This is a genomic window from Sphingomonas antarctica (assembly GCF_965137005.1).
Lineage (GTDB): Bacteria > Pseudomonadota > Alphaproteobacteria > Sphingomonadales > Sphingomonadaceae > Sphingomonas_O > Sphingomonas_O antarctica.
The window spans coordinates 62,249-81,565 of sequence record NZ_CBCRXM010000003.1 but is presented as its reverse complement, the minus strand read 5'-3'; the positions used below and the strand labels follow the sequence as shown (position 1 = coordinate 81,565).

Sequence of the window (19,317 nt, the reverse complement as noted above, 5' to 3'; positions counted from 1 at the left end):
TAGAGTGCCGGTCGCCGCTAGGGCAAGGTCCATGGCGGACAGACTGACCATCGCACTGGCGCAATTGGGACAAAGCGTCGGGGATTTGCCGGGCAATGCCGACCGGATGCTCGCCGCGCGGGCAAAGACGGTCGCGGACCTGATCGTGTTCCCCGAAATGGAACTGGTCGGTTATCCGGCCGAGGATCTGGTGCTCAAGCCCGCCTTGGCGCGGCGTTCGGCGGAGCAGGTCGCGCGGCTGGTCGCGGCGTCTGCCGACGGCGGCCCCGCCATGCTGGTCGGGACGATCGAGCGGATCGAGGGAAGCAGCCAAGTCCACAATGTCATCCTGCTGATCGCGGACGGGCGAATCGCCGGCCGGACAATCAAGCACGAGCTGCCCAATTACGGCACGTTCGACGAAAAACGTGTGTTCGCACCGGGGCCGCTCCCCGAACCGATCGAATTTCGCGGCGTCAAAATCGGCGTGCCGATCTGCGAGGACATCTGGTTTCCCAAGGTCTGCGCGCATTTGCGGGAACGCGGCGCGGAATTGCTGATCGCGCCGCACGGCAGTCCGTACGAGATCGACAAGGACGATCTGCGCGTGTGCGGCGTCGCGGCGAAGCGGGTCGCCGAAACCGGACTGCCGCTGGCGCTGATCAACCGTGTCGGCGGGCAGGACGAACTGGTGTTCGACGGAGCCAGTTTCGTGCTTAACGCCGATGGTTCGGTGGCGCATCAATTGCCCGATTGGGAAGAACATTTGCGCGAGACGGTGTGGGAACGCGGGCCCGCTGGCTGGCGTTGCGTGCCGGGCGAGATCGCGCGCCTCGATGACCATCCCGCCGACACCTATCATGCGATGCTGGTGGGCTTGCGCGATTATGTGAACGCCAATCGCTTTCCGGGGGTGGTGCTGGGCCTGTCGGGCGGGATCGATTCGGCGCTGTCCGCGGCGGTGGCGGTCGATGCGCTGGGGCCGGAGCGCGTGTGGTGTGTGATGATGCCGTCCAAATACACCGCCGATATTTCGGAAAGCGATGCGGCGGAATGCGCGCGGCTGCTCGGCTGCCGGCTGGATACGATCGCGATCGAACCGGCGATGACTGCGTTCGATGCGATGCTGGCGAGCGTATTTGCTGGTCGCGCCCCCGATCTGGCCGAGGAAAATATCCAGTCGCGCATCCGTGGGCTGACGTTGATGGCGGTCAGCAACAAGTTCGGGCCGATGCTGCTGACGACGGGCAACAAGAGCGAGATGTCGGTCGGCTATGCGACGATCTATGGCGACATGGCGGGCGGCTATTCGGTGCTGAAGGATGCGTACAAGACGACGGTGTTCGCGCTGTCGCGGTGGCGCAATGCCAATCGCCCGCGCTGGTCGCTGGGGCCGGACGGGCCGGTGATGCCCGAGCGCGTCATCACCCGGCCGCCATCCGCCGAATTGCGCGACGATCAGAAGGATGAAGACAGCTTGCCGCCCTATGACATTCTCGACCCGATCCTGATGGGGCTGGTCGAGGAGGAATTGTCGGTCGGCGAAATCGTCGAGCGCGGCTTCGATCGCGAAACCGTGGCGCGGATCGAACGCCTGCTTTACGTCGCCGAATATAAACGGCGGCAGGCCCCCCCGGGCGTTAAATTGGGCAAGCGCAATTTCGGACGCGACCGGCGTTACCCGATCACCAACGCCTTCCGGACACTGTAGCGATTGACAATTGTAACGTTACGCGATACACATCCGCGATGATTGCTAGCTTTCGTCACAAGGGATTGAAGCTGCTTTACGAAACAGGTTCGGCCAAGGGTGTCAGCGCCGCGCACAAGGATAAGCTGCTCAGCATTCTTGCGGCGCTCGATGCCGCTGCAGCGCCCGGCGAATTGACATTGCCGTCCTATCGTCTCCACCCGTTGAAAGGTGAGTTGCGCGGCCATTGGTCCATATGAGTGAATGGCAATTGGCGCGTGACCTTTCGGTTCATGGGTGCCGATGTCGAGCTTGTGGATTATCAGGATTATCATTGAGGACAGAATGATGATGAAGACTCCTCCCCATCCCGGTCAGATGCTGCGCGACGATGTGCTGGTGCCGCTCGGCCTCGGCGTTACGGTCGCCGCGCAAAAGCTCGGCATGTCGCGCGTGGCCTTGTCGCGCGTGTTGAATGGACGGGCGGCAATCAGTCCCGAACTGGCGCTGAGCCTCGAAAGCGCTGGCGTGAGCACGGCGCGGTTCTGGATGACCTTGCAGACCAATTATCAACTGGCGCAAGCTCGAACCAAGGTGGGACGACCGGTCGAAAAACTCGCTGCATGACCGAGATAACCCGTTTCGCGCCGTCGCCGACGGGCCGGCTGCACGTCGGCAATTTGCGCGCGGCGCTGCACAATTGGCTGTGGGCGCGCAAAAATGGCGGGACGTTCGTCCTGCGGATCGACGACACCGATCTGACGCGGAGCGAGGAACGGTTCGTCGACGCGATCCGCAGCGATCTGGCGTGGTTCGGACTGACCGTCGATCGTGAGGAACGCCAGTCGAAGCGCTTCGAACTGTACGAGCGCGAGTTCGCCCGGCTGCGCGATGCGGGGCGGGTCTATGCTTGTTACGAAACCTCCGAAGAGCTGGATTTGCGCCGCAAGGTTCTGCTCGGGCGCGGACTGCCGCCGGTCTACGAGCGCAAGCCGGCGGATGCGCCGGTGCCCGATGGCGTTGCGCCGCATTGGCGCTTCAAGCTCGATCACGCCGCACCGATCGAGTGGCTCGACCTGATCCGCGGACCGCAGCATTTCGACCCGGCCAAATTGAGTGACCCGGTGATCCGCCGTGCCGATGGCTCATGGCTCTATCTGCTGCCCAGCGCGATCGACGACGTCGACATGCGCGTGACGACGGTGGTGCGCGGCGAGGACCATGTCTCCAACACCGCGCTGCAATTGCAGATGTTCGCGGCGCTCGGTGCCGAACCGCCCAAATTCGCGCATGAGGCGCTGTTGACCGGGACCGAGGGCAAATTGTCCAAGCGCCTGGGCAGTGTGGATTGCGACGCGCTGCGCGACGACGGCGTCGAGCCGCTCGCACTCGCGGCATTGCTCGCGCATCTCGGGACCAGCGATGCGGTCGAGCCGGTCGTGTCGCTCCAGCCGCTGATCGACGGGATCGATTTTTCACGGTTCGGTCGCGCGCCCGCGCGGTTCGATCTGGCGGAATTGCAGGCGCTCAACGCCAAGACGCTGCATGCGCTGCCGTTTGCGGATGTTGCGTCCCGGGTGGCGACGGACGAAGCGACGTGGCTGGCGATCCGGCCCAATCTGACGCGGCTCGACGACGCGCACGACTGGCTGGCGGTGATCGCCGGTCCGATCGATGCGCCGATCGCGGCGGACGATGCGGAGTATCTGGCGGAGGCAGCCCGCGTGGCGGCGACGATCAATTGGTCGGGCGATCCGTGGCACGCGCTGACCGGCGCACTCAAGGAATCGACGGGGCGCAAGGGCAAGGCATTGTTCATGCCGTTGCGGCTGGCGCTGACCGGGAAAGAGCATGGGCCGGATATGGCGGCTTTGCTGCCGTTGATCGGGCGGGAGCGGGCTTTGGCGCGGTTGGGCATGGGCGCGTAGTCGTCGACTCTCCCCACCCTGGTCGCTGCGCGACCTGTCCCTCCCGCCAGCGGGAGGGACGTCTAGAGACGTGTTGAAACAGACGTCACTCCCTTTAGGGAGGGACAGGCGCGACGCGCCAGGGTGGGGAGTGCCCTAAACCGCCTCGCCCGCCAGCCGTGCCTCGATCCACTTCACACCCGTGGCCCAATCATCGATCCGCGCATGCGCGTCGGGTGCGGGCGGCATGCGCGCGGCCAGTATCGGCTCGGCGATCATGTGCAGCCGCCACGTATCGGGAGCCTCGCGCGCGACCGAGGCGTGATGTTGCGGCAGGTCGTCGACGAATACCGCCATGCTCGGTCGGTACTCCGCGATCAGCCGCGCGACCGGCGCGCCCTTGCCGCCCTGGTTGCAGAATACGGGATAATCGATGCCGACCGCGCGCAGCTGATCGGCCCGCGCGCCCTGATGTTCGTCCATCAAATTGGTGAGGACGACGACGTCCGCCTGTTCGGACAATCGCGCCAGCGCTTCGCGCGCGCCGGGCACCAGGGTCTGGCGCGGCATTTCGCTGCGGAAGAAGCCGTTGAGCAACGGCCACACCGCTTCGCGCTCCATCGGCTGGCCCGCCTTGGTCAGCGCATTGCCGAAATCCCCGGCGTCGAGCGCGAAATCGACGGCATGCGCCTCCGCCAGCCAGTCGCGGAAATGGCTGACCATGTGCAACAGCACTTCGTCGCAGTCCGTAATGACGAGCGGGCGGCCCCCGTCCTGAGCCTGTCGAAGGGTCATCGCAACGCCTCCTTCGCGCCGAGCAATTTGAGCGGCGACACGTCGAGCGCCGCGGCACAGGCGATCAAATCGGCCTCATGCCCTTCGAGGAAATCGATCACCGCACGCTGCGTCGAGACTTCATGGAGGTGCGCGCGCAGCGTATCGGCCTCCAGACCGGTCAGCGCGAGCAACCGCTGCGCCCGCCGATCATCCTGCAACGTCCAGACCAAAGCCTGGAGCACAAGAGCGCTCGCTTCATTCGATTCCATGCGTTATCCTGCGTCGTATAAAGGAAGTCGCGTGGCAAAGACGGTACTGGTTGTCGAGGACAACGACCTCAATTTGCGCTTGTTCTGCGATTTGCTGACTGCGCACGGCTATGCGGCGCAAGGGGAACGCGACGCCCGCGAAGTGATGGCGCGGGCGCAGGACATGCGGCCGGACCTGATCGTCATGGACATCCGCATGCCGCACATCACGGGCATCGAACTGACCGACGCGATCCGCAGGGACGGGTCGCTGGCCGCGACGCCGATCATGGCGGTGACCGCCTTTGCCGGCACGGACGACGAAGCGCGGATCCGCGCCGCCGGGGCGAACGATTATATCACCAAGCCGGTCACGCTGGGTCGGTTCATCGCCTCGGTCGAGGGTTTGATCGGCGCCGCGGCCTAGCCCCGCCCGCGATAGCCCGGCACGTCCTGCGCGGGCAGCCACAATCCTTGCGGCGGTTCGCCCGATTGCCAGAACACGTCGATCGGGATGCCGCCGCGCGGATACCAATATCCGCCGATACGCAGCCAGTGCGGTTGCATCTCCGCGAACAGCCGCTCGCCGATGCCCACGGTGCAATCCTCGTGAAACGCCGCGTGGTTGCGAAAGCTGCCGAGGAACAGCTTGAGCGATTTCGACTCCACGATCGTTTCGCGCGGCGCGTAGTCGATGACCAGATGCGCGAAGTCGGGCTGTGCCGTCACCGGGCAGAGCGAGGTGAATTCGGGCGCGGTGAAGCGCACGAGATAGGGCCGTCCGGTGCGCGGGTTCGGGACATAGTCGAGCGCGGCTTCGTCGGGCGAGGCGGGCAGCGCGGAGGTCTGGCCGAGGTGCTTTGGGGTCATGCCGCATTGTAGCCCGTCCGGCGCGGCTTTGTCGAAGGCCGCACCGCCGCGCGGACGGTCGCGGCCATCTGGTCGAGCTGCGGCGCCAGCGGGCTGGTGCGGCGCCAGATCATCCCCAAGGTGCGCGTCGGCTGAGGATCTGCAAAATGCACTGCGACGACATCGCCCAGCCGCGTTTCGACCGGCACCGCCATTTCGGGGATCAGCGTCACGCCCATCCCCGCGGCGACCATCTGGACGATCGTGGTCAGCGAACTGCCGTCGAGCGCATCGCGCGTGTCGCCGCCGCGCATGTCGCAAAAGCTGAGCGCCTGATCGCGGAAACAATGCCCTTCCTCGAGCAGCAACAGCCGCATGCCGCGCAAATCGTCGCGCGCGGGCACCGGTGCGGCGGCATCGGCGACAGGCCGTACGAGGACAAAGGGTTCGGTCAGGATTTCGGCGCTGTCGAACGCCGTTTCGGGAACGGGCAAGGCCAGGATCGCCGCGTCCAGCCGTCCGTCGGATAGATCGGCGATCAGCGTCGGGGTGACGGTTTCGCGCACCTTCACCTCCATCGCCGGATAGGTCGCGGCCAATCCGCCGAGGATCGCGGGGAGAAGGTAGGGCGCGACCGTAGGGATTACGCCCAGCCGCAATTGCCCGGCCAGCGCATCGCGCGACGCGCGCGCCATGTCTTCCAATTCGTCGATATCGCGCAGGATCGCGCGGGTGCGGCGGACGAACTCGGCACCGAAGCCGCTCAACCGGACGTGGCGCGGCCCGCGTTCGAACAACGGCGCGCCGAGCGAGTCTTCCAACTCGCGCACCGCCACCGACAAGGCCGGTTGCGACACCGCGCAATCGCTGGCGGCGCGCCCGAAATGGCCCAGCCGTGCAAGCGCCTCGACATAACGCAGCTGGCGGACGGTGATATTGCGCATAGGCACAGACTATCACACTCATAACAAAACGCCATTTCCGATTATCAGCTTGCGGGCCTAGGCTCGGCGCAAATCAACGGAGGATCCCATGGCCGATTACGAATCAGGCGAAGCCGCCCCCCAATGCCCGATGCACGGCGTCGCCCGCTCGCTGCTGGGACGCACCAATCGCGACTGGTGGCCCGATGCGCTGCCCGTCGACATGCTGCATCAGCATGGCGTGTCGCCCGATCCGATGGGCGAGGAGTATGATTATGCCGAGGCGTTCAAGGCGCTCGATTACAACGCGCTGAAGGCCGATCTGACCGCGCTGATGACCGACAGCAAGTCGTGGTGGCCCGCCGATTACGGCCATTACGGCCCGTTCATGATCCGCATGGCGTGGCACGCCGCGGGCACGTACCGCGTCACCGATGGCCGCGGCGGCGCGGGTTCGGGGCAGCAGCGCTTCGAACCGCTCAACAGCTGGCCCGACAACGGCAACCTCGACAAGGCGCGCCGCCTGTTGTGGCCGATCAAGCGCAAATACGGCAAGCACATCAGCTGGGCCGATCTGTTCATCCTCGCCGGCAATGTCGCGATCGAAAGCATGGGCGGACCGGTGTTCGGCTTCGGCGGCGGCCGCAAGGACGTGTTCCAGTCCGAAGGCGACACCTTCTGGGGCACCGAGGAACTGTGGGTCGATCAGGGCGTGAAGACGCGCATCATTCCGGAGGAAGAGCTGGAACTCGAAGGCCCGCTCGCCGCGATCCAGATGGGCCTGATCTACGTCAATCCCGAAGGTCCGGGCGGCAACCCCGATCCGCTGGCATCGGCGCGCGACATGAAGGCGACGTTCCTGCGCATGGCGATGAATTCGGAAGAGACCGTCGCGCTGACCGCCGGCGGCCACGCGTTCGGCAAGGCGCATGGTGCGAAGCCGGGCGAGACGTTCGGCAAATCCCCCGCGTCCGAAGCGCTGCAGATGCAGGGCCTCGGCTGGCTGACCGACAGCGACGAGATCGGCAAGGGCCACATCACCACGTCGGGCATCGAAGGCGCGTGGTCGAACAACCCGACCAAATGGAGCGGCGATTATTTCCGCCTGCTGTTCAAATACGACTATGAACTGGTCAAATCGCCCGCGGGTGCGCAGCAGTGGCAGCCCGTCAATGCCGCGCCCGAGGACATGGCGCCCGACGCGCGCGATCCGTCGAAGCGTGTCCCCACGATGATGACCACCGCGGACATGGCGTTGAAGATGGACCCCGAATTCCGCGCGATTTCGGAACGCTTCCACGCCGATCAGTCCGCGCTGGACGATGCCTTTGCCCGCGCGTGGTTCAAACTGACGCACCGCGACATGGGGCCGAAGATCCGCTACCTCGGCCCCGAAGTCCCCGAAGAAACGCTGATCTGGCAGGACCCGGTTCCCGCAGGCACCGCGCCGTCGGACGGCGATGTCGCGGCGTTCAAATCGGCGGTGCTGGCCAGCGGCCTGAGCATCGGCCAGCTGGTCAAGACCGCCTGGGCGTCCGCCTCGACCTATCGCAAGTCGGACCATCGCGGCGGCGCCAATGGCGCGCGCATCGCGCTGGCCCCGCAAAAGGACTGGGCGATCAACGAGCCGGCCGAACTGGCCAAGGTGCTGGCCAAGCTCAACGAACTGCGCGGCGGCATGTCGCTCGCCGACGCGATTGTGCTGGCGGGTTCGGCGGCGATCGAGAAAGCGGCGAAGGATGGCGGTTACGCGGTCGACGTGCCGTTCACCGGCGGGCGCGGCGACGCGACGCAGGACTGGACCGATGTCGACAGCTTCGTGTGGATGGAGCCGCAGGCCGACGGGTTCCGCAACTACCTCAAGACCAGCCAGACGGTGAAGACCGAGGAGTTGCTGCTCGACAAGGCATCGCTGCTCGGCTTGTCCGGGCCGGAAATGACCGTGCTGGTCGGCGGCCTGCGCGTCCTCGGCGTGAACCACGGCGACATTGCGGACGGTGTGCTGACGACGCGAAAGGGGGCGCTGACCAACGACTTCTTCGTCAACCTGCTCGACAATGAAGTGTTCTGGAAACTGGTCGACACGTCGAGCGATCAGCAGTTCATCGGCCACGACCGCAGCAACGCGGGCGAAAAATGGCGCGCCACGCGCACCGACCTGGTGTTCGGATCGAACAGCCAGCTCCGCGCGACGGCGGAAGTCTATGCCGAAACGGGCAATGAGGAAAAGTTCGTGAAGGACTTCGTCAAGGCCTGGGTCAAGGTGATGAACGCCGACCGGTTTGATGTCACGAGCAAGCCGGTGACAAGCGAACGCGCGAGTTGAGGTTGGGGCGGGCGGTGCATGGGAAGGTGCCGCCTGCCCTTGCGTTCAACTAGCTTTGGCGACAGCGCCAGAGCATGATCGAACTTCCCAAACCCGAAGTGATTTTATCGGCTGACATTGAATCGCCAATTTTAGAATCTGCCTGCGTAGATACTGACGATTTCGAGAAGGCCTTCCGTGAAGCGGGTGCGGAAGCAGAGGCATCTGGTAGTTACGATCAAGCAGCAGTCTATCGGTTGATGGCTGACATCTGCACTTTTCACTTCCGGCCAGCAGATAAAACGGAGCCATTCTCCAATAGGATGGGCTTCGGTGACGGTCGTCGAACACTAGTTGGCTCGGACCTCGCAGATGATACAATTGTCGCGCTCAGTAAGGTTGCTTCTGGCCTATCTAACGTTGCGCTGCGCACTAGGATCGCAGATCTCGTGTGGTCACGCGACAAACGGCAAGCAGAGTGCGCCAGAGTTGCCATTGACGGTTATCTCGATTTGGTAGGCAAGCTCGTTGACGGCCCTGGGGCCGAACGGTTCCACGGGCCGGAACCGACGGGAATTTCCGCCCAAGAGTTCTTGCAACGCGCGGGCCTCATCGCCCGCTCAACTGGCTGGTCAAAGTCCGAGAATGATCGCTTCCGTCAATGCTTTTTGCAAATCCTGGAACTTGCATTTGAGAAACAGGACTTCGCGATCGTGCGCTTCGGCAATCTTGCGATGGATTTGGGACTTAGTGAAGCAGGAGAACTTCTCAGCAGCTTGCCCGACGTCGTTCAAGGGGCGCTTGCTAAACCTGACTTTCATTTGGCCGAATCAGCACAGGAGTTGGTGATCAGGGGCGCGCGTCGATCTCGAGACGACGAGGCGGTTAAAGTTGCTACACTGAAGTTTGTCGAAGTGCTGGAGGCCAAGGGCGAGACCGCAAAAGGTAGCCCGATGTTACAGGGATTGGCGCTGCAACAGGCGATAAGCAGTTTGCAAAATATCAAAGGTGTGAGGGAGGTTAGGCAACGCCTGCACGAAAAGCTCAAGGACGTGCAGCTTCACATGTTCGAGGAGTTTGGGGTCATCGAACACAGCATGGATTTGACTGACGAGGTGCAGCGGATAATTGGGGGCTTTGCGGGGCTCGACCTGCTTGAAAGTCTTTTACGGCTGGCTCGAACAGAGCTACCAAAAAATCCCGACGACCTTGAGCGCGAGGCTATTGAGTCATCGAGGCGTCACCCTCTGTCGAGCTTGTTCGCCACATCCAGCGTCGATCAGAAAGGTCGCGTCGTTTCCAAATCACCCGGGGGCGTAGATTCACCCGAAGGACTGAGACACGAAGTTATTCGGGCAGAATTGTTGAAAACCGGTATTGTGGTTGCAGCCGCCATTGATCCGATACGAACTGAAATTACAAAAAACTTCGATATTCCGTATCAAGTTCTGTACGAAATCTGCCGTCTTTCGCCTTTCGTGCCCTACCATGCCACACACATCTTTGCCCGGGGCATTGAAGCATTTTTGTACGGAGATGACCTAATCGCAGTCGCTACTCTGGTCCCATACTTGGAGGCAGGTTTACGCCAAATTGTAGAGATGGCTGGAGAGTCAGAGACGCGCATTGGAGCAGACGGCATCGAATCTGTGATAGGTCTGGGTCCGCTTCTTGGTGAATATCGGAGCACGCTCGAAGGCGTGATTGGTAAGGCCATGCCCTATGCTATCGAAAACTTTTTCGAGCACGAAGCCGGACCAAAAATACGACACCACTTTTGTCATGGTTTGACCGCTTACGGGGCTATGTTCGGCGAAGATCATACCTATGCGCTAAAACTGCTTTTCACTTTGGTGATATTGCCCTTAGCGGGCCCAAACTGGCCAGCTTTCAAAGAAGAGATTTTAGCGCGTTCTTCGCGACACGATGGTGCTAGATCAGACCCTGCAACATTGCATTAGCGTATGGAGCGAGCATCGGCGACGGATTGCGCCACTCACGTCACCAACCGCTGCAACGTCGCCAGTGTGTCCGCTTCCGCCGCGGGCTTGTCGTTCCTGATGCGGTGGATGCGGGGGAAGCGCATTGCGACGCCGGATTTGTGGCGCTTGGACAAATGCACGCTGTCGAACGCGACTTCCAGCACCATGGTCTTTTCCACTTCGCGCACCGGCCCGAACCGCGCCAGCGTGTGGTTGCGGACGAACTTGTCGAGGAATTTGAGCTCCTCGTCGGTGATCCCCGAATAGGCCTTGCCGACGGGGGTCAGCACGGCGTCCCCTGTGTCCCCGTCAACGCCCCAGCAGCCAAAGGTGTAATCGCTGTAGAAGGATGAGCGCCGCCCGTTGCCGCGCTGTGCGTACATCATCACGCAATCGGCGGTCAGCGCGTCGCGCTTCCATTTGTACCACAGCCCGGTGCGTCGGCCGGCGGTGTAGGGCGAATCGCGGCGCTTGAGCATGACGCCCTCGATCGCCGCGTCGCGCGCGCCCGCGCGGATTTCTTCGAGCGCCTCGAAACTGTCGGCCTCGATCAATTGCGACAGGTCGAACCGCGTGGCGTCGAAGCGCGGCATGATCGCCTCCAGCCGCGCGCGCCGCTCGGTCCAGGGCAAGGGCCGCAGGTCTTCGGCGCCGTCGAACAGCGCGTCGTACAGGCGGACGAAGGCGGGGTAATCGTCGAGCATCTTCTTCGACACCGCCTTGCGCCCGAGGCGTTGTTGCAGGGCGTTGAAGCTGGCCGCTTCCCCACCCTGGAACTCGCCGCGCACCATCAATTCGCCGTCGAACACGCCAGGCACGGTGACGGCACCCGCGACATCGGGAAAGCTGCCGGTCACGTCGTCGCCGGTGCGGCTGTACAGACGCGTCTGGCTGACCCCGTCCTTGTCGGGAACATTGACGATCTGGACGCGGATGCCGTCCCATTTCCACTCCGCGGCGTAATCCGCCATCGACACACGCAAGTCTTCCATCGGGTGGGCGAGCATGAAGCTGCGGAACACCGGCGTGTCGGCGGCGGTCGGCTGTTCGCTGCGCCCCTCCGCCCAGTCGAACAAGGCGGTGTAGGGCGGCGCGATGCCGTGCCACACCTCTTCCACCGCCTCGACATCCAGCCCGAACGCCTGCGCCAGCGCGACCTTGGCCAGCCGCGCAGTGACCCCCACGCGCAGCGCGCCGGTCGCCATTTTGAGCAGGGCGAACCGCTCGTCCGATTCGAGGCGGTCGAGATAGTCGGCGAGGACGGCGGGAGCGTCGGAGCGGGATAGGCCGAGGAGGCGGTCGACCACCGCCGCCAGCCGCAAATCCGTCACCCCGGCGGAGGCCGGGGCCGCTATCGATAGAGCACGACCGCTGGCAGCGGCCCCGGCCTTCGCCGGGGCGACGTATGACGTTTCAAACCGCGATGGCCACATCAGCGCCACCGTTTCCGCGCTGTCGCCCACATAATCGCGGCTCATGCGGTACAGCACCGGATCGACGCGCTCCTCGATCAGCGCGCGGATCAGCGCGGGTTTCACCGCCGGGATGTCGAGCTCGCCGGTCAGCACGCCCAGCGCATAGCCGCGATCCGGATCGGGCGTGACGCGCAGATAATCGCCGATCAGCGCCAGCTTGGCATTGCGCCCGCGTGTATAGATCAGACGGTCGATCAGGTCGGCGAAGGCGCGCATTCAGGCGGGGGCTCTCATCGGGGGATGCAACGCGCAAGGTTGACTTTGGAGCCTGTGTTCGACAAAGGCGCGCGCTTCCAGTTCATCCAGATTCGAAGGCATTCCGGTCATGGCCAAGCCAGCCACCGTCAAGATCAAGCTCGTCAGCACGGCCGATACCGGCTTCTTCTACGTCACGAAGAAGAACCCGCGGACCAAGACCGAGAAGCTGTCGTTCAGCAAATACGACCCCGTCGTGCGCAAGCATGTCGAGTTCAAGGAAGCCAAGATCAAGTAATCGCGCGCGTGCTTCGGCGCGTTGCGGGTTAATGGATCGGACAACGGCGTGGCTCTTGCCGCGCCGTTTTTTCGTGCTCGCGATTCGCGCTGTGCGGCTTGTTAACAATGATGTAGGTAGAGTCGCATCATGGCCGCGATTCCCCATCATCACCCCGTCGGCATCGTGCCCGGCGACATCGATTTCATGGGGCACGTCAACAATGCGCGCTATCTGAACTGGGTTCAGGACGCGGTGGTGGCGCATTGGCAGAAGATCGCTCCGCCGGCCGCGATCGCGGCGCATGCCTGGGTCGCGCTGAAACACGAGATCACCTATCGCAAGCCCGCCTTTCTCAACGACGACGTGGTGGCGACGACCGTCCTCGAAAGCGTTCAGGGCGCGCGTGCCTTTTACAACACGCTGATCAAGCGTGGCGAAGAGGTGTTGGCCGAGGTCAAGTCGAGCTGGTGCTGCCTCGACGCCAAGACCCTCCGCCCCGCGCGGATCGCGCAGGAATGGGCGCGGCACTTCTTCCCCGATTGATCCCGGCGGGGCATAGCGCGCCGATGATGCGTTCCGCGCTCCGCCATTTTTTGCAGACCGAAGCCGCTGGCGGAATCGTCCTGATGGGCGCGGCCGCGCTGGCACTGATCGTCGCCAATTCGCCCTTGGCCAATGCCTATTTTGCGACACTGGCGCTGAAGGCCGGGCCGCTCAGCGTGCTGCACTGGATCAACGACGCGTTGATGGCGGTGTTCTTTTTCCTCGTCGGACTGGAGATCAAGCGCGAGTGGACCGACGGGCAATTGTCGCGCTGGGGCGACCGGGTGCTGCCCGGCGTCGCCGCGCTGGCGGGCATGGTGGTGCCGGCGATCGTATTCCTCACCATCGCCGGACGCGAGCCCGGCCTGGCGCGCGGCTGGGCGATCCCGGCGGCGACCGACATCGCCTTTGCGCTCGGCGTGCTGGCGTTGGCGGGAAAATGCGTGCCCGCGTCGCTGAAACTGTTTCTGACCACGGTGGCGATCGTCGACGATATCGGCGCGGTGGTGATCATTGCGCTGTTTTACTCTGGAGCGCTGCATTGGGGCGCATTGGGTGGGGCGGCTGCGATCCTGCTGGCGATGTTCGCGCTCAACCGCGCGGGGGTGAAAGCGCTATGGCCGTATCTGATCGGTTTCCTGTTGCTGTGGATTGCGGTTCACGAATCGGGCGTTCACGCGACGGTCGCGGGCGTGCTTGCCGCCTTTACCGTGCCGGTTGACCGCGACGATGCGGTGTCGCCTCTTCACCGGCTGGAACACGGCCTGTCGCCATGGGTCGCGTTCTGGATCGTGCCGCTGTTCGGCTTTGCCAATGCCGGGGTCAGCCTGGGTGGCATGACGCCGTCGAGCATCGTCGCACCGTTGCCGCTGGCGATCGCGCTGGGCCTGTTCATCGGCAAGCAGGCTGGGGTGTTCACCGGAGTGCGCCTGAGCGTCGCGCTGGGCATTGCGCGGAAACCCGAAGGCGCACGCTGGCGGCAGGTTTACGGCGTCGCGTTGCTGTGCGGCGTCGGCTTCACGATGAGCTTGTTCATCGGCGGATTGGCCTTTGCCGATCCAGCCCAAGGCGACGCCGTCAAGATCGGGGTATTGGCTGGCTCGATCCTGTCGGCGCTGGCCGGGTGGGCGCTGCTCAGGACACCCGCGAAACGCGCAGGCGGATAAGCTCGATCTTGGTGCAGCGGTCGGCAACGACCTTCAGCCCCGCCGCCTCGGCGCGTGCTTCGGCTGCTGGATTGCGGATACCGAGTTGCAGCCACACCGCTTTCGCACCCGCCGCAATCGCTTCGTCGACCGCCTCACCCGCCGCTTCGGGGCGGCGGAAAATATCGACCAGGTCGATCGGCTCACCGATTTGCGACAATTCGCGCCACACATATTCGCCGTGAACATGCTCGCCCGTGATCTGCGGATTGACCGGCAGCACGCGATAGCCGTGGTCCTGCAGCGCCTTCATCACGCCAAAGCTCGGCCGGTCTGGGCGATCCGATGCGCCCACCAGCGCAATCGTTCGTACCTCGCCAAGCAAGGCGGCGATATCTTCGTCAGACGTCAGCGGCATCCTTATTCTCCAACCAGTGACCCAATTCGGCCGCTATACCTTCGAACGCCGCGACTTGCGCGAGCGTTCCCGCATCCGACGCCTCGCGGATCGCCATCGCCAGCGGAATCCGTCCGAGGAACGGCAGGCGCATGTCCATCGCCGCCGATTGCGCGCCGCCGCTGCCGAAGGGATCGCTGGTCTCGCCGCAATGCGGACAGGCATAGCCCGACATATTCTCGACCAGCCCGATGATCGGCACGCCCGCCGACGCGAACAGGTCGATCGCGCGCGTCGCGTCGATCAGCGCGAGGTCCTGTGGCGTGGATATGATCACCGCGCCCGCGGGCTTGTGCTTCTGGATCATCGACAGCTGCACATCGCCGGTGCCGGGCGGCAGATCGACGACCAGGATTTCGGTGTCGCCCCAGTCGGCGTCGATCAATTGCCCGAGCGCATTGCCCGCCATCGGCCCGCGCCAGGCGATCGCTTTTCCGGGCTCGACCAGCTGTCCCATCGACAGCATCGGAAAGCCGTGCGGCGACATGACCGGCTCGAGCTGCTGACCCTTGGCCATTGGGCGCATGCCTTCGGTGGCGAGCAGGCGCGGCTGCGACGGGCCGTAAATATCGGCATCGACCAGCCCGACTTTGCGTCCCTGCCGCGCCAATGCGAGCGCGAGGTTCGCCGATACGGTCGATTTGCCGACCCCGCCCTTGCCCGATCCGACCGCGATGATCCGGCGACCACGGCGTTCAGCTGTCTGAAAGATGCGGACTTCGGCCACTTCCGGCAGCGCGAGCAACGCCCCGCGGATTGCAGCTTCAAGTGCGTTGCGGCCCGTTTCGCCCAATCCGCCGACGTCGAGCATCAGGCTGGCGCGCCCGTCCTTGAAGCGTGGCGGGGCGGCGCGCGCACCGATGTCGGGGATGGCGGACAGGGTTTCGGCGAGGCGTGTTTCGATGGTCATGCCGTGCGCCTTAGCCGTCCCCTGTAAGTTTCGAAAATCCGCCCTATATCCGTCGTCACCATGACGGTCACAAACGGGGCGGCTTTGCACAACGGCGCGATGATGAACGAGGACGGCCCATGGGGCGGTCGCGGAGCAGACGGCGGCGACGCCAAGCCGGAGGGGCCGCGCAATCCATGGGACCTGCCCCCCAAGGGCGGCAAGCCCAAGACCGTGCGCGGCAAGCCGGCGGTCGAGGATTTCGTGACCAAGCTGCGCGCGTTGCGCGGCGGCGGGAATGGTGGCGGCGGCGGTTTTGGCGGCGGCATGCCCGCGCTGCCCGGCCGCGGACTATGGGGCTATGCCGCGCTCGGTCTGGTCTGCCTGTTTCTGGTGATCACCAGCTCGCACTCGATAGGACCGCAGGAACGCGGCGTGGTGACGCGCCTCGGGCGCTATGCCTACACGCTCCAGCCCGGGTTTCAGATGACGCTGCCCGCACCGATCGACCGGGTGCAGGTGGTCAATGTCGAAAACATCCGCTTCATCGACATCCCGGAGGGTGCGGGAGAGAAACTGGTGCTGACCGGCGATCAGAACATCATCAACCTCGATTACCGGGTGCGCTGGAACATCAAATCGCCCGAACAATATCTGTTTCAGCTGTCCGATCCCGATTCGACGATCAATTCGGTCGCCGAAAGCGCGATGCGCGCGGCGGTCGCCAACATGACGCTCAACGAAGTTTTGGGGCCGGGCCGGGATGCGCTGGGCTCGGAAGTGGCGCTGCGCATGCAGGTGCTGCTCGACAAATATAACGCCGGGATCCGGATTCAGGGTGTGGCGGTGCAGCGCGCCGACCCGCCCGACGCGGTCAACGACGCCTTCAAGGACGTGACGGCCGCGCAACAGGATGCTCAGGCGAGCACCAATCAAGCAAATGCTTACGCGCAACAGATCATCGCCAAGGCCCAGGGCGACGCCGGTGCGTTCGACCGTGTGTTCGTCCAGTATAAGGCGGCGCCGGGCGTGACCCGCCGCCGCATGTATTACGAGACGATGGAGAAGGTGCTGGCGAAGACCGACAAGACGATCGTGGAGCCGGGCGTCAGTGCCTATCTGCCGCTGCCCGCGCGGCCGCAGGCGCCGCCGACGGCCCAAGCCCAGACAGGAGGCCGCTGATGTTCGAACGTGCGGGACGCACTCCAAAGCTCGTCGCGATCGTCGCGGTGGCGCTGTTGATCCTCGCCTCGGCAACCTTCTCGATCGTGCCGGAGACCAAACAGGGCGTGGTTTTGCGCTTTGGTCAGCCGATCAAGGTGTTCAACGTCTATCACCCCGGCGAACGCTTCGGCGCGACCGGTGCGGGCATCCTCGCCCGCGTGCCGTTCGTCGACAAGGTGGTGTGGGTCGACAAGCGCGTGCGCGATATCGACATGGAGCGGCAGCAGGTCATTTCGACCGATCAGCTGCGCCTCAATATCGATGCGTTCGCGCGCTATCGCATCACCAACCCGCTGCGCATGGTCATCACCGCGCAGACCGAGGAAAACCTGACCGACGCGCTGAAACCCAACCTCGGTTCGGCGCTGCGCAACGAACTCGGCAAGCGGCGCTTCGCCGAATTGCTCAGCCCCGAGCGCGGCATCGTCATGAACAATATCCGCATCGGGCTGGATCGCGTCGCGCGGCAATATGGCGCGGAAATCGTCGACGTGCGGATCAAGAAAGCCGATCTGCCCGACGGTACGCCGTTGACCGCAGCCTATGATTCGATGCGTTCGGCGCGGCAGCAACAGGCGCTGACCATCCGCGCGCAGGGGTTCAAGCGCGCGCAGATCATCCGCGCCGATGCGGACGCGCAAGCGGCGGGCATTTATGCCGCGGCTTATGGCAAGGATCCCGACTTCTACGACTTCTATCGCGCGATGCAGTCGTATGAACGGACCTTCGGCACTGACGGCTCGTCGCCCCAGGGTGGCGCGTCGATCATCCTGTCGCCCAGCAACGATTACCTTCGCCAGTTCCGCGGGGGTGGTAAATGATGTTCAATCGGCATTCAGCCGTGTGGCGCGAAGCGCGCGCCTGAAGAATAGATGCGAGGATTGCTTTAGATGCGTTACGCCTATCCCATGACTGCCCTGGCGCTGGTCGCCGGCACCGCTGCGACGATGCTGATGCAGACCCCGTCGTCGGCGCAGACCGCGCAAAACGAGCCCGGCGCCATCTCGGCCGCCGCGCCCAAGGTCGGCGCGCCGATGAGCTTTGCCGACATGGTCGCCAAGCTGCAGCCGGCAGTGGTCAACATCTCGACCACCAGCCAGGTCAAGGTGGCAGCGCAGACCAACCCGTTCGCCGGCACGCCATTCGGTGACCTGTTCGGCGGCGGCAGCGGCGGCGGGCAGCCGGTGACGCGTGAGCAGACCTCGCTCGGCTCGGGCTTCATCATCTCCGCCGACGGTTACATCGTCACCAACAATCACGTCATTTCGGGCGGACAGGCGAACAATGCGCCGGTCGGCCAGATCACGGTGACGATGAGTGACCGCAAGGAATATCAGGCGCGGCTGATCGGGCGCGACGCGACGTCCGACCTCGCCGTCTTGAAGATCGATGGCGCGAACCTGCCGTTCGTCCGTTTCGGCGACTCGGCGAATTCGCGCGTCGGCGACTGGGTCGTCGCCATCGGCCAGCCTTACGGCCTTGGCGGCACCGTGACCGCCGGCATCGTCTCGGCGATCCACCGCAGCATCAACGGCGGTCCGTTCGATCGCTTCATCCAGACCGATGCCGCGATCAATTCGGGCAATTCGGGCGGGCCGATGTTCGACCTCAACGGCAACGTCATCGGCATCAATTCGATGATCTTCTCGCCTTCGGGTGGTAATGTCGGCATCGGTTTCGCGATCCCCGCCGAACTGGCCAAGCCGATCGTCGATCAACTGCGCGGTGGCGCGAAGATCAAGCGCGGCTATCTCGGCATCCAGATCCGCCAGCTCGACGACGGCATGGCCGATGCGCTGGGCCTGCCCAAGAATCGCGGTGAATTCGTCGGGGGGGTCGAGCCCGGCCAGCCCGCGATGCGCGCCGGGATCAAACAGGGCGACGTGATCGTCAAGGTCAACGGCCGCGACGTGACGCCCGACGAAAGCTTGTCGTTCATCGTCGCCAATTTGCCCGTCGGCAGCAAGGTGCCGATCGAACTGATCCGCGACGGCAAGCGCCTGTCGGTTGTCGCGACGCTGATCGAGCGACCGTCGGAAGAGGCACTCGCCGGGTTCAACCAGCAACAGCAGGGCGACGATGGCACGCTGGGCGGTGACGACCAGCAGGCCGACACGGTCGCGGCAACCAACGCACTGGGCCTGACGGTCCAGCCGCTGACCGCGATCATCGCCCGCCAGATTGGTGTTCCGGAAGGGACGCAGGGCGTCGTCATCTCGGGTGCCGATCCGTCGAGCGACGCGTCGGCCAAGGGCTTGAAGCGCGGCGACGTGATTCTGCAGATCAATCAACGCCCCGTCGTTTCGGGTGCCGACGTGGCGGCGGCGGTCAACGCCGCTCGCGCGGCGGGGCGGTCGAACGTGCTGGTCTATGCCCGTCGTGGCAGCGCCCAGCCGCAATACGTGCCGATCAAGCTCAAGCCGGCAAAATAGGCCTCTTTCCCCGGGCT

General features: G+C 64.1%; 20 protein-coding genes. 13 read left to right on the top strand and 7 right to left on the bottom strand.

Annotated elements, in window-relative coordinates; genetic code table 11:
* Window positions 1–31 precede the first annotated feature (31 nt).
* The 4 genes from ACM9ME_RS04135 (at window position 32) to ACM9ME_RS04120 (ending at window position 3,597) form a co-directional block, all read left to right on the top strand.
* The gene (locus ACM9ME_RS04135) at window positions 32–1,690 is read left to right on the top strand and encodes an NAD+ synthase (protein WP_415642174.1); all 1,659 of its coding nucleotides are present in this window, start codon (window positions 32–34) and stop codon (window positions 1,688–1,690) included.
* A 38-nt stretch (window positions 1,691–1,728) separates the two neighbouring features.
* A complete protein-coding gene (locus ACM9ME_RS04130; RefSeq protein WP_415642173.1) occupies window positions 1,729–1,929 on the top strand; it encodes a type II toxin-antitoxin system RelE/ParE family toxin in 201 nt (66 codons plus the stop codon).
* 88 nt (window positions 1,930–2,017) lie between these two features.
* Window positions 2,018–2,296, top strand: coding sequence for a HigA family addiction module antitoxin (locus tag ACM9ME_RS04125; protein ID WP_415642172.1), 279 nt, complete (start codon window positions 2,018–2,020; stop codon window positions 2,294–2,296).
* Window positions 2,293–3,597, top strand: coding sequence for a glutamate--tRNA ligase (locus tag ACM9ME_RS04120; RefSeq protein WP_415642171.1), 1,305 nt, complete (start codon window positions 2,293–2,295; stop codon window positions 3,595–3,597). The genes ACM9ME_RS04125 and ACM9ME_RS04120 overlap by 4 nt, the downstream gene beginning before the upstream one ends.
* Window positions 3,598–3,732: 135 nt before the next feature.
* Here ACM9ME_RS04120 and ACM9ME_RS04115 read toward each other — a convergent pair whose 3' ends face one another.
* Window positions 3,733–4,371, bottom strand: coding sequence for an HAD family hydrolase (locus ACM9ME_RS04115; protein ID WP_415642170.1), 639 nt, complete (start codon window positions 4,369–4,371; stop codon window positions 3,733–3,735).
* Complete coding sequence (locus ACM9ME_RS04110; RefSeq protein WP_415642169.1) at window positions 4,368–4,622, bottom strand: DUF3572 family protein; 255 nt, start codon at window positions 4,620–4,622, stop codon at window positions 4,368–4,370. Before ACM9ME_RS04110 ends, ACM9ME_RS04115 begins: the two co-directional genes overlap by 4 nt.
* 31 nt (window positions 4,623–4,653) lie before the next feature.
* Here ACM9ME_RS04110 and ACM9ME_RS04105 point away from each other — a divergent pair, with 31 nt between their 5' ends.
* Complete coding sequence (locus tag ACM9ME_RS04105; RefSeq protein ID WP_415642168.1) at window positions 4,654–5,028, top strand: response regulator; 375 nt, start codon at window positions 4,654–4,656, stop codon at window positions 5,026–5,028.
* Here ACM9ME_RS04105 and queF read toward each other — a convergent pair.
* Complete coding sequence (queF, locus tag ACM9ME_RS04100) at window positions 5,025–5,471, bottom strand: preQ(1) synthase (protein WP_415642167.1); 447 nt, start codon at window positions 5,469–5,471, stop codon at window positions 5,025–5,027. The two genes, ACM9ME_RS04105 and queF, sit on opposite strands and share 4 nt — an antisense overlap.
* Entirely contained in the window at window positions 5,468–6,394 is a 927-nt protein-coding gene (locus ACM9ME_RS04095; RefSeq protein ID WP_415642166.1) for a LysR substrate-binding domain-containing protein, read from the bottom strand. The genes queF and ACM9ME_RS04095 overlap by 4 nt, the downstream gene beginning before the upstream one ends.
* An 88-nt stretch (window positions 6,395–6,482) precedes the next feature.
* Between ACM9ME_RS04095 and katG the strand changes: the two genes are divergently transcribed.
* Together katG and ACM9ME_RS04085 are read left to right on the top strand one after the other, a co-directional pair.
* Window positions 6,483–8,699: a catalase/peroxidase HPI gene (katG, locus tag ACM9ME_RS04090; protein WP_415642165.1), complete on the top strand. Its 2,217-nt coding sequence runs from the start codon at window positions 6,483–6,485 to the stop codon at window positions 8,697–8,699.
* 74 nt (window positions 8,700–8,773) lie between these two features.
* Window positions 8,774–10,639 (top strand): DUF7380 domain-containing protein, encoded by a 1,866-nt coding sequence (locus tag ACM9ME_RS04085; protein ID WP_415642164.1) that lies wholly within the window; start codon window positions 8,774–8,776, stop codon window positions 10,637–10,639.
* Window positions 10,640–10,674: 35 nt separating this feature from the next.
* On the opposite strand, the gene ACM9ME_RS04080 is transcribed toward ACM9ME_RS04085, so the two are convergent.
* The gene (locus ACM9ME_RS04080; RefSeq protein ID WP_415642163.1) at window positions 10,675–12,351 is read right to left on the bottom strand and encodes a cisplatin damage response ATP-dependent DNA ligase; all 1,677 of its coding nucleotides are present in this window, start codon (window positions 12,349–12,351) and stop codon (window positions 10,675–10,677) included.
* A 109-nt stretch (window positions 12,352–12,460) separates the two neighbouring features.
* Between ACM9ME_RS04080 and rpmG the strand changes: the two genes are divergently transcribed.
* The 3 genes from rpmG to nhaA all read left to right on the top strand — a co-directional run bounded on the left by rpmG (window position 12,461) and on the right by nhaA (window position 14,319).
* Window positions 12,461–12,628: a 50S ribosomal protein L33 gene (gene rpmG, locus ACM9ME_RS04075; protein ID WP_415642162.1), complete on the top strand. Its 168-nt coding sequence runs from the start codon at window positions 12,461–12,463 to the stop codon at window positions 12,626–12,628.
* A 129-nt stretch (window positions 12,629–12,757) separates the two neighbouring features.
* On the top strand, window positions 12,758–13,153 hold the full coding sequence (locus ACM9ME_RS04070) for an acyl-CoA thioesterase (protein ID WP_415642161.1): 396 nt from the start codon (window positions 12,758–12,760) through the stop codon (window positions 13,151–13,153).
* Between the two features lie 26 nt (window positions 13,154–13,179).
* Window positions 13,180–14,319: a Na+/H+ antiporter NhaA gene (gene nhaA, locus ACM9ME_RS04065; protein WP_415642160.1), complete on the top strand. Its 1,140-nt coding sequence runs from the start codon at window positions 13,180–13,182 to the stop codon at window positions 14,317–14,319.
* Here the strand turns inward: nhaA and ACM9ME_RS04060 are convergent.
* Window positions 14,288–14,716 carry a CoA-binding protein gene (locus tag ACM9ME_RS04060; protein WP_415642159.1) on the bottom strand — a complete coding sequence of 143 codons (429 nt, stop codon included), beginning with the start codon at window positions 14,714–14,716 and terminating at the stop codon, window positions 14,288–14,290. The two genes, nhaA and ACM9ME_RS04060, sit on opposite strands and share 32 nt — an antisense overlap.
* On the bottom strand, window positions 14,700–15,665 hold the full coding sequence (locus tag ACM9ME_RS04055) for an Mrp/NBP35 family ATP-binding protein (RefSeq protein ID WP_415642158.1): 966 nt from the start codon (window positions 15,663–15,665) through the stop codon (window positions 14,700–14,702). The genes ACM9ME_RS04060 and ACM9ME_RS04055 overlap by 17 nt, the downstream gene beginning before the upstream one ends.
* 60 nt (window positions 15,666–15,725) lie before the next feature.
* On the opposite strand from ACM9ME_RS04055, the gene hflK reads away from it, so the two are divergent.
* The 3 genes from hflK (at window position 15,726) to ACM9ME_RS04040 (ending at window position 19,300) form a co-directional block, all read left to right on the top strand.
* Entirely contained in the window at window positions 15,726–16,826 is a 1,101-nt protein-coding gene (gene hflK / locus ACM9ME_RS04050) for an FtsH protease activity modulator HflK (RefSeq protein WP_415642157.1), read from the top strand.
* Window positions 16,826–17,689: a protease modulator HflC gene (gene hflC, locus ACM9ME_RS04045; RefSeq protein WP_415642156.1), complete on the top strand. Its 864-nt coding sequence runs from the start codon at window positions 16,826–16,828 to the stop codon at window positions 17,687–17,689. Before hflK ends, hflC begins: the two co-directional genes overlap by 1 nt.
* A 69-nt stretch (window positions 17,690–17,758) precedes the next feature.
* The gene (locus tag ACM9ME_RS04040) at window positions 17,759–19,300 is read left to right on the top strand and encodes a Do family serine endopeptidase (protein WP_415642155.1); all 1,542 of its coding nucleotides are present in this window, start codon (window positions 17,759–17,761) and stop codon (window positions 19,298–19,300) included.
* The last annotated feature ends 17 nt before the right edge of the window (window positions 19,301–19,317 follow it).

What these genes read in the sequence shown, in the direction of transcription:
- ACM9ME_RS04135 (WP_415642174.1), top strand. Translation starts at nt 32, where the DNA reads ATGGCGGACAGACTGACCATCGCACTGGCGCAATTGGGACAAAGCGTC.
- ACM9ME_RS04130 (WP_415642173.1), top strand. Translation starts at nt 1,729, where the DNA reads ATGATTGCTAGCTTTCGTCACAAGGGATTGAAGCTGCTTTACGAAACA.
- ACM9ME_RS04125 (WP_415642172.1), top strand. Translation starts at nt 2,018, where the DNA reads ATGATGAAGACTCCTCCCCATCCCGGTCAGATGCTGCGCGACGATGTG.
- ACM9ME_RS04120 (WP_415642171.1), top strand. Translation starts at nt 2,293, where the DNA reads ATGACCGAGATAACCCGTTTCGCGCCGTCGCCGACGGGCCGGCTGCAC.
- ACM9ME_RS04115 (WP_415642170.1), bottom strand. Translation starts at nt 4,371, where the DNA reads ATGACCCTTCGACAGGCTCAGGACGGGGGCCGCCCGCTCGTCATTACG.
- ACM9ME_RS04110 (WP_415642169.1), bottom strand. Translation starts at nt 4,622, where the DNA reads ATGGAATCGAATGAAGCGAGCGCTCTTGTGCTCCAGGCTTTGGTCTGG.
- queF (WP_415642167.1), bottom strand. Translation starts at nt 5,471, where the DNA reads ATGACCCCAAAGCACCTCGGCCAGACCTCCGCGCTGCCCGCCTCGCCC.
- ACM9ME_RS04095 (WP_415642166.1), bottom strand. Translation starts at nt 6,394, where the DNA reads ATGCGCAATATCACCGTCCGCCAGCTGCGTTATGTCGAGGCGCTTGCA.
- katG (WP_415642165.1), top strand. Translation starts at nt 6,483, where the DNA reads ATGGCCGATTACGAATCAGGCGAAGCCGCCCCCCAATGCCCGATGCAC.
- ACM9ME_RS04085 (WP_415642164.1), top strand. Translation starts at nt 8,774, where the DNA reads ATGATCGAACTTCCCAAACCCGAAGTGATTTTATCGGCTGACATTGAA.
- ACM9ME_RS04080 (WP_415642163.1), bottom strand. Translation starts at nt 12,351, where the DNA reads ATGCGCGCCTTCGCCGACCTGATCGACCGTCTGATCTATACACGCGGG.
- rpmG (WP_415642162.1), top strand. Translation starts at nt 12,461, where the DNA reads ATGGCCAAGCCAGCCACCGTCAAGATCAAGCTCGTCAGCACGGCCGAT.
- ACM9ME_RS04070 (WP_415642161.1), top strand. Translation starts at nt 12,758, where the DNA reads ATGGCCGCGATTCCCCATCATCACCCCGTCGGCATCGTGCCCGGCGAC.
- nhaA (WP_415642160.1), top strand. Translation starts at nt 13,180, where the DNA reads ATGCGTTCCGCGCTCCGCCATTTTTTGCAGACCGAAGCCGCTGGCGGA.
- ACM9ME_RS04060 (WP_415642159.1), bottom strand. Translation starts at nt 14,716, where the DNA reads ATGCCGCTGACGTCTGACGAAGATATCGCCGCCTTGCTTGGCGAGGTA.
- ACM9ME_RS04055 (WP_415642158.1), bottom strand. Translation starts at nt 15,665, where the DNA reads ATGACCATCGAAACACGCCTCGCCGAAACCCTGTCCGCCATCCCCGAC.
- hflK (WP_415642157.1), top strand. Translation starts at nt 15,726, where the DNA reads ATGACGGTCACAAACGGGGCGGCTTTGCACAACGGCGCGATGATGAAC.
- hflC (WP_415642156.1), top strand. Translation starts at nt 16,826, where the DNA reads ATGTTCGAACGTGCGGGACGCACTCCAAAGCTCGTCGCGATCGTCGCG.
- ACM9ME_RS04040 (WP_415642155.1), top strand. Translation starts at nt 17,759, where the DNA reads ATGCGTTACGCCTATCCCATGACTGCCCTGGCGCTGGTCGCCGGCACC.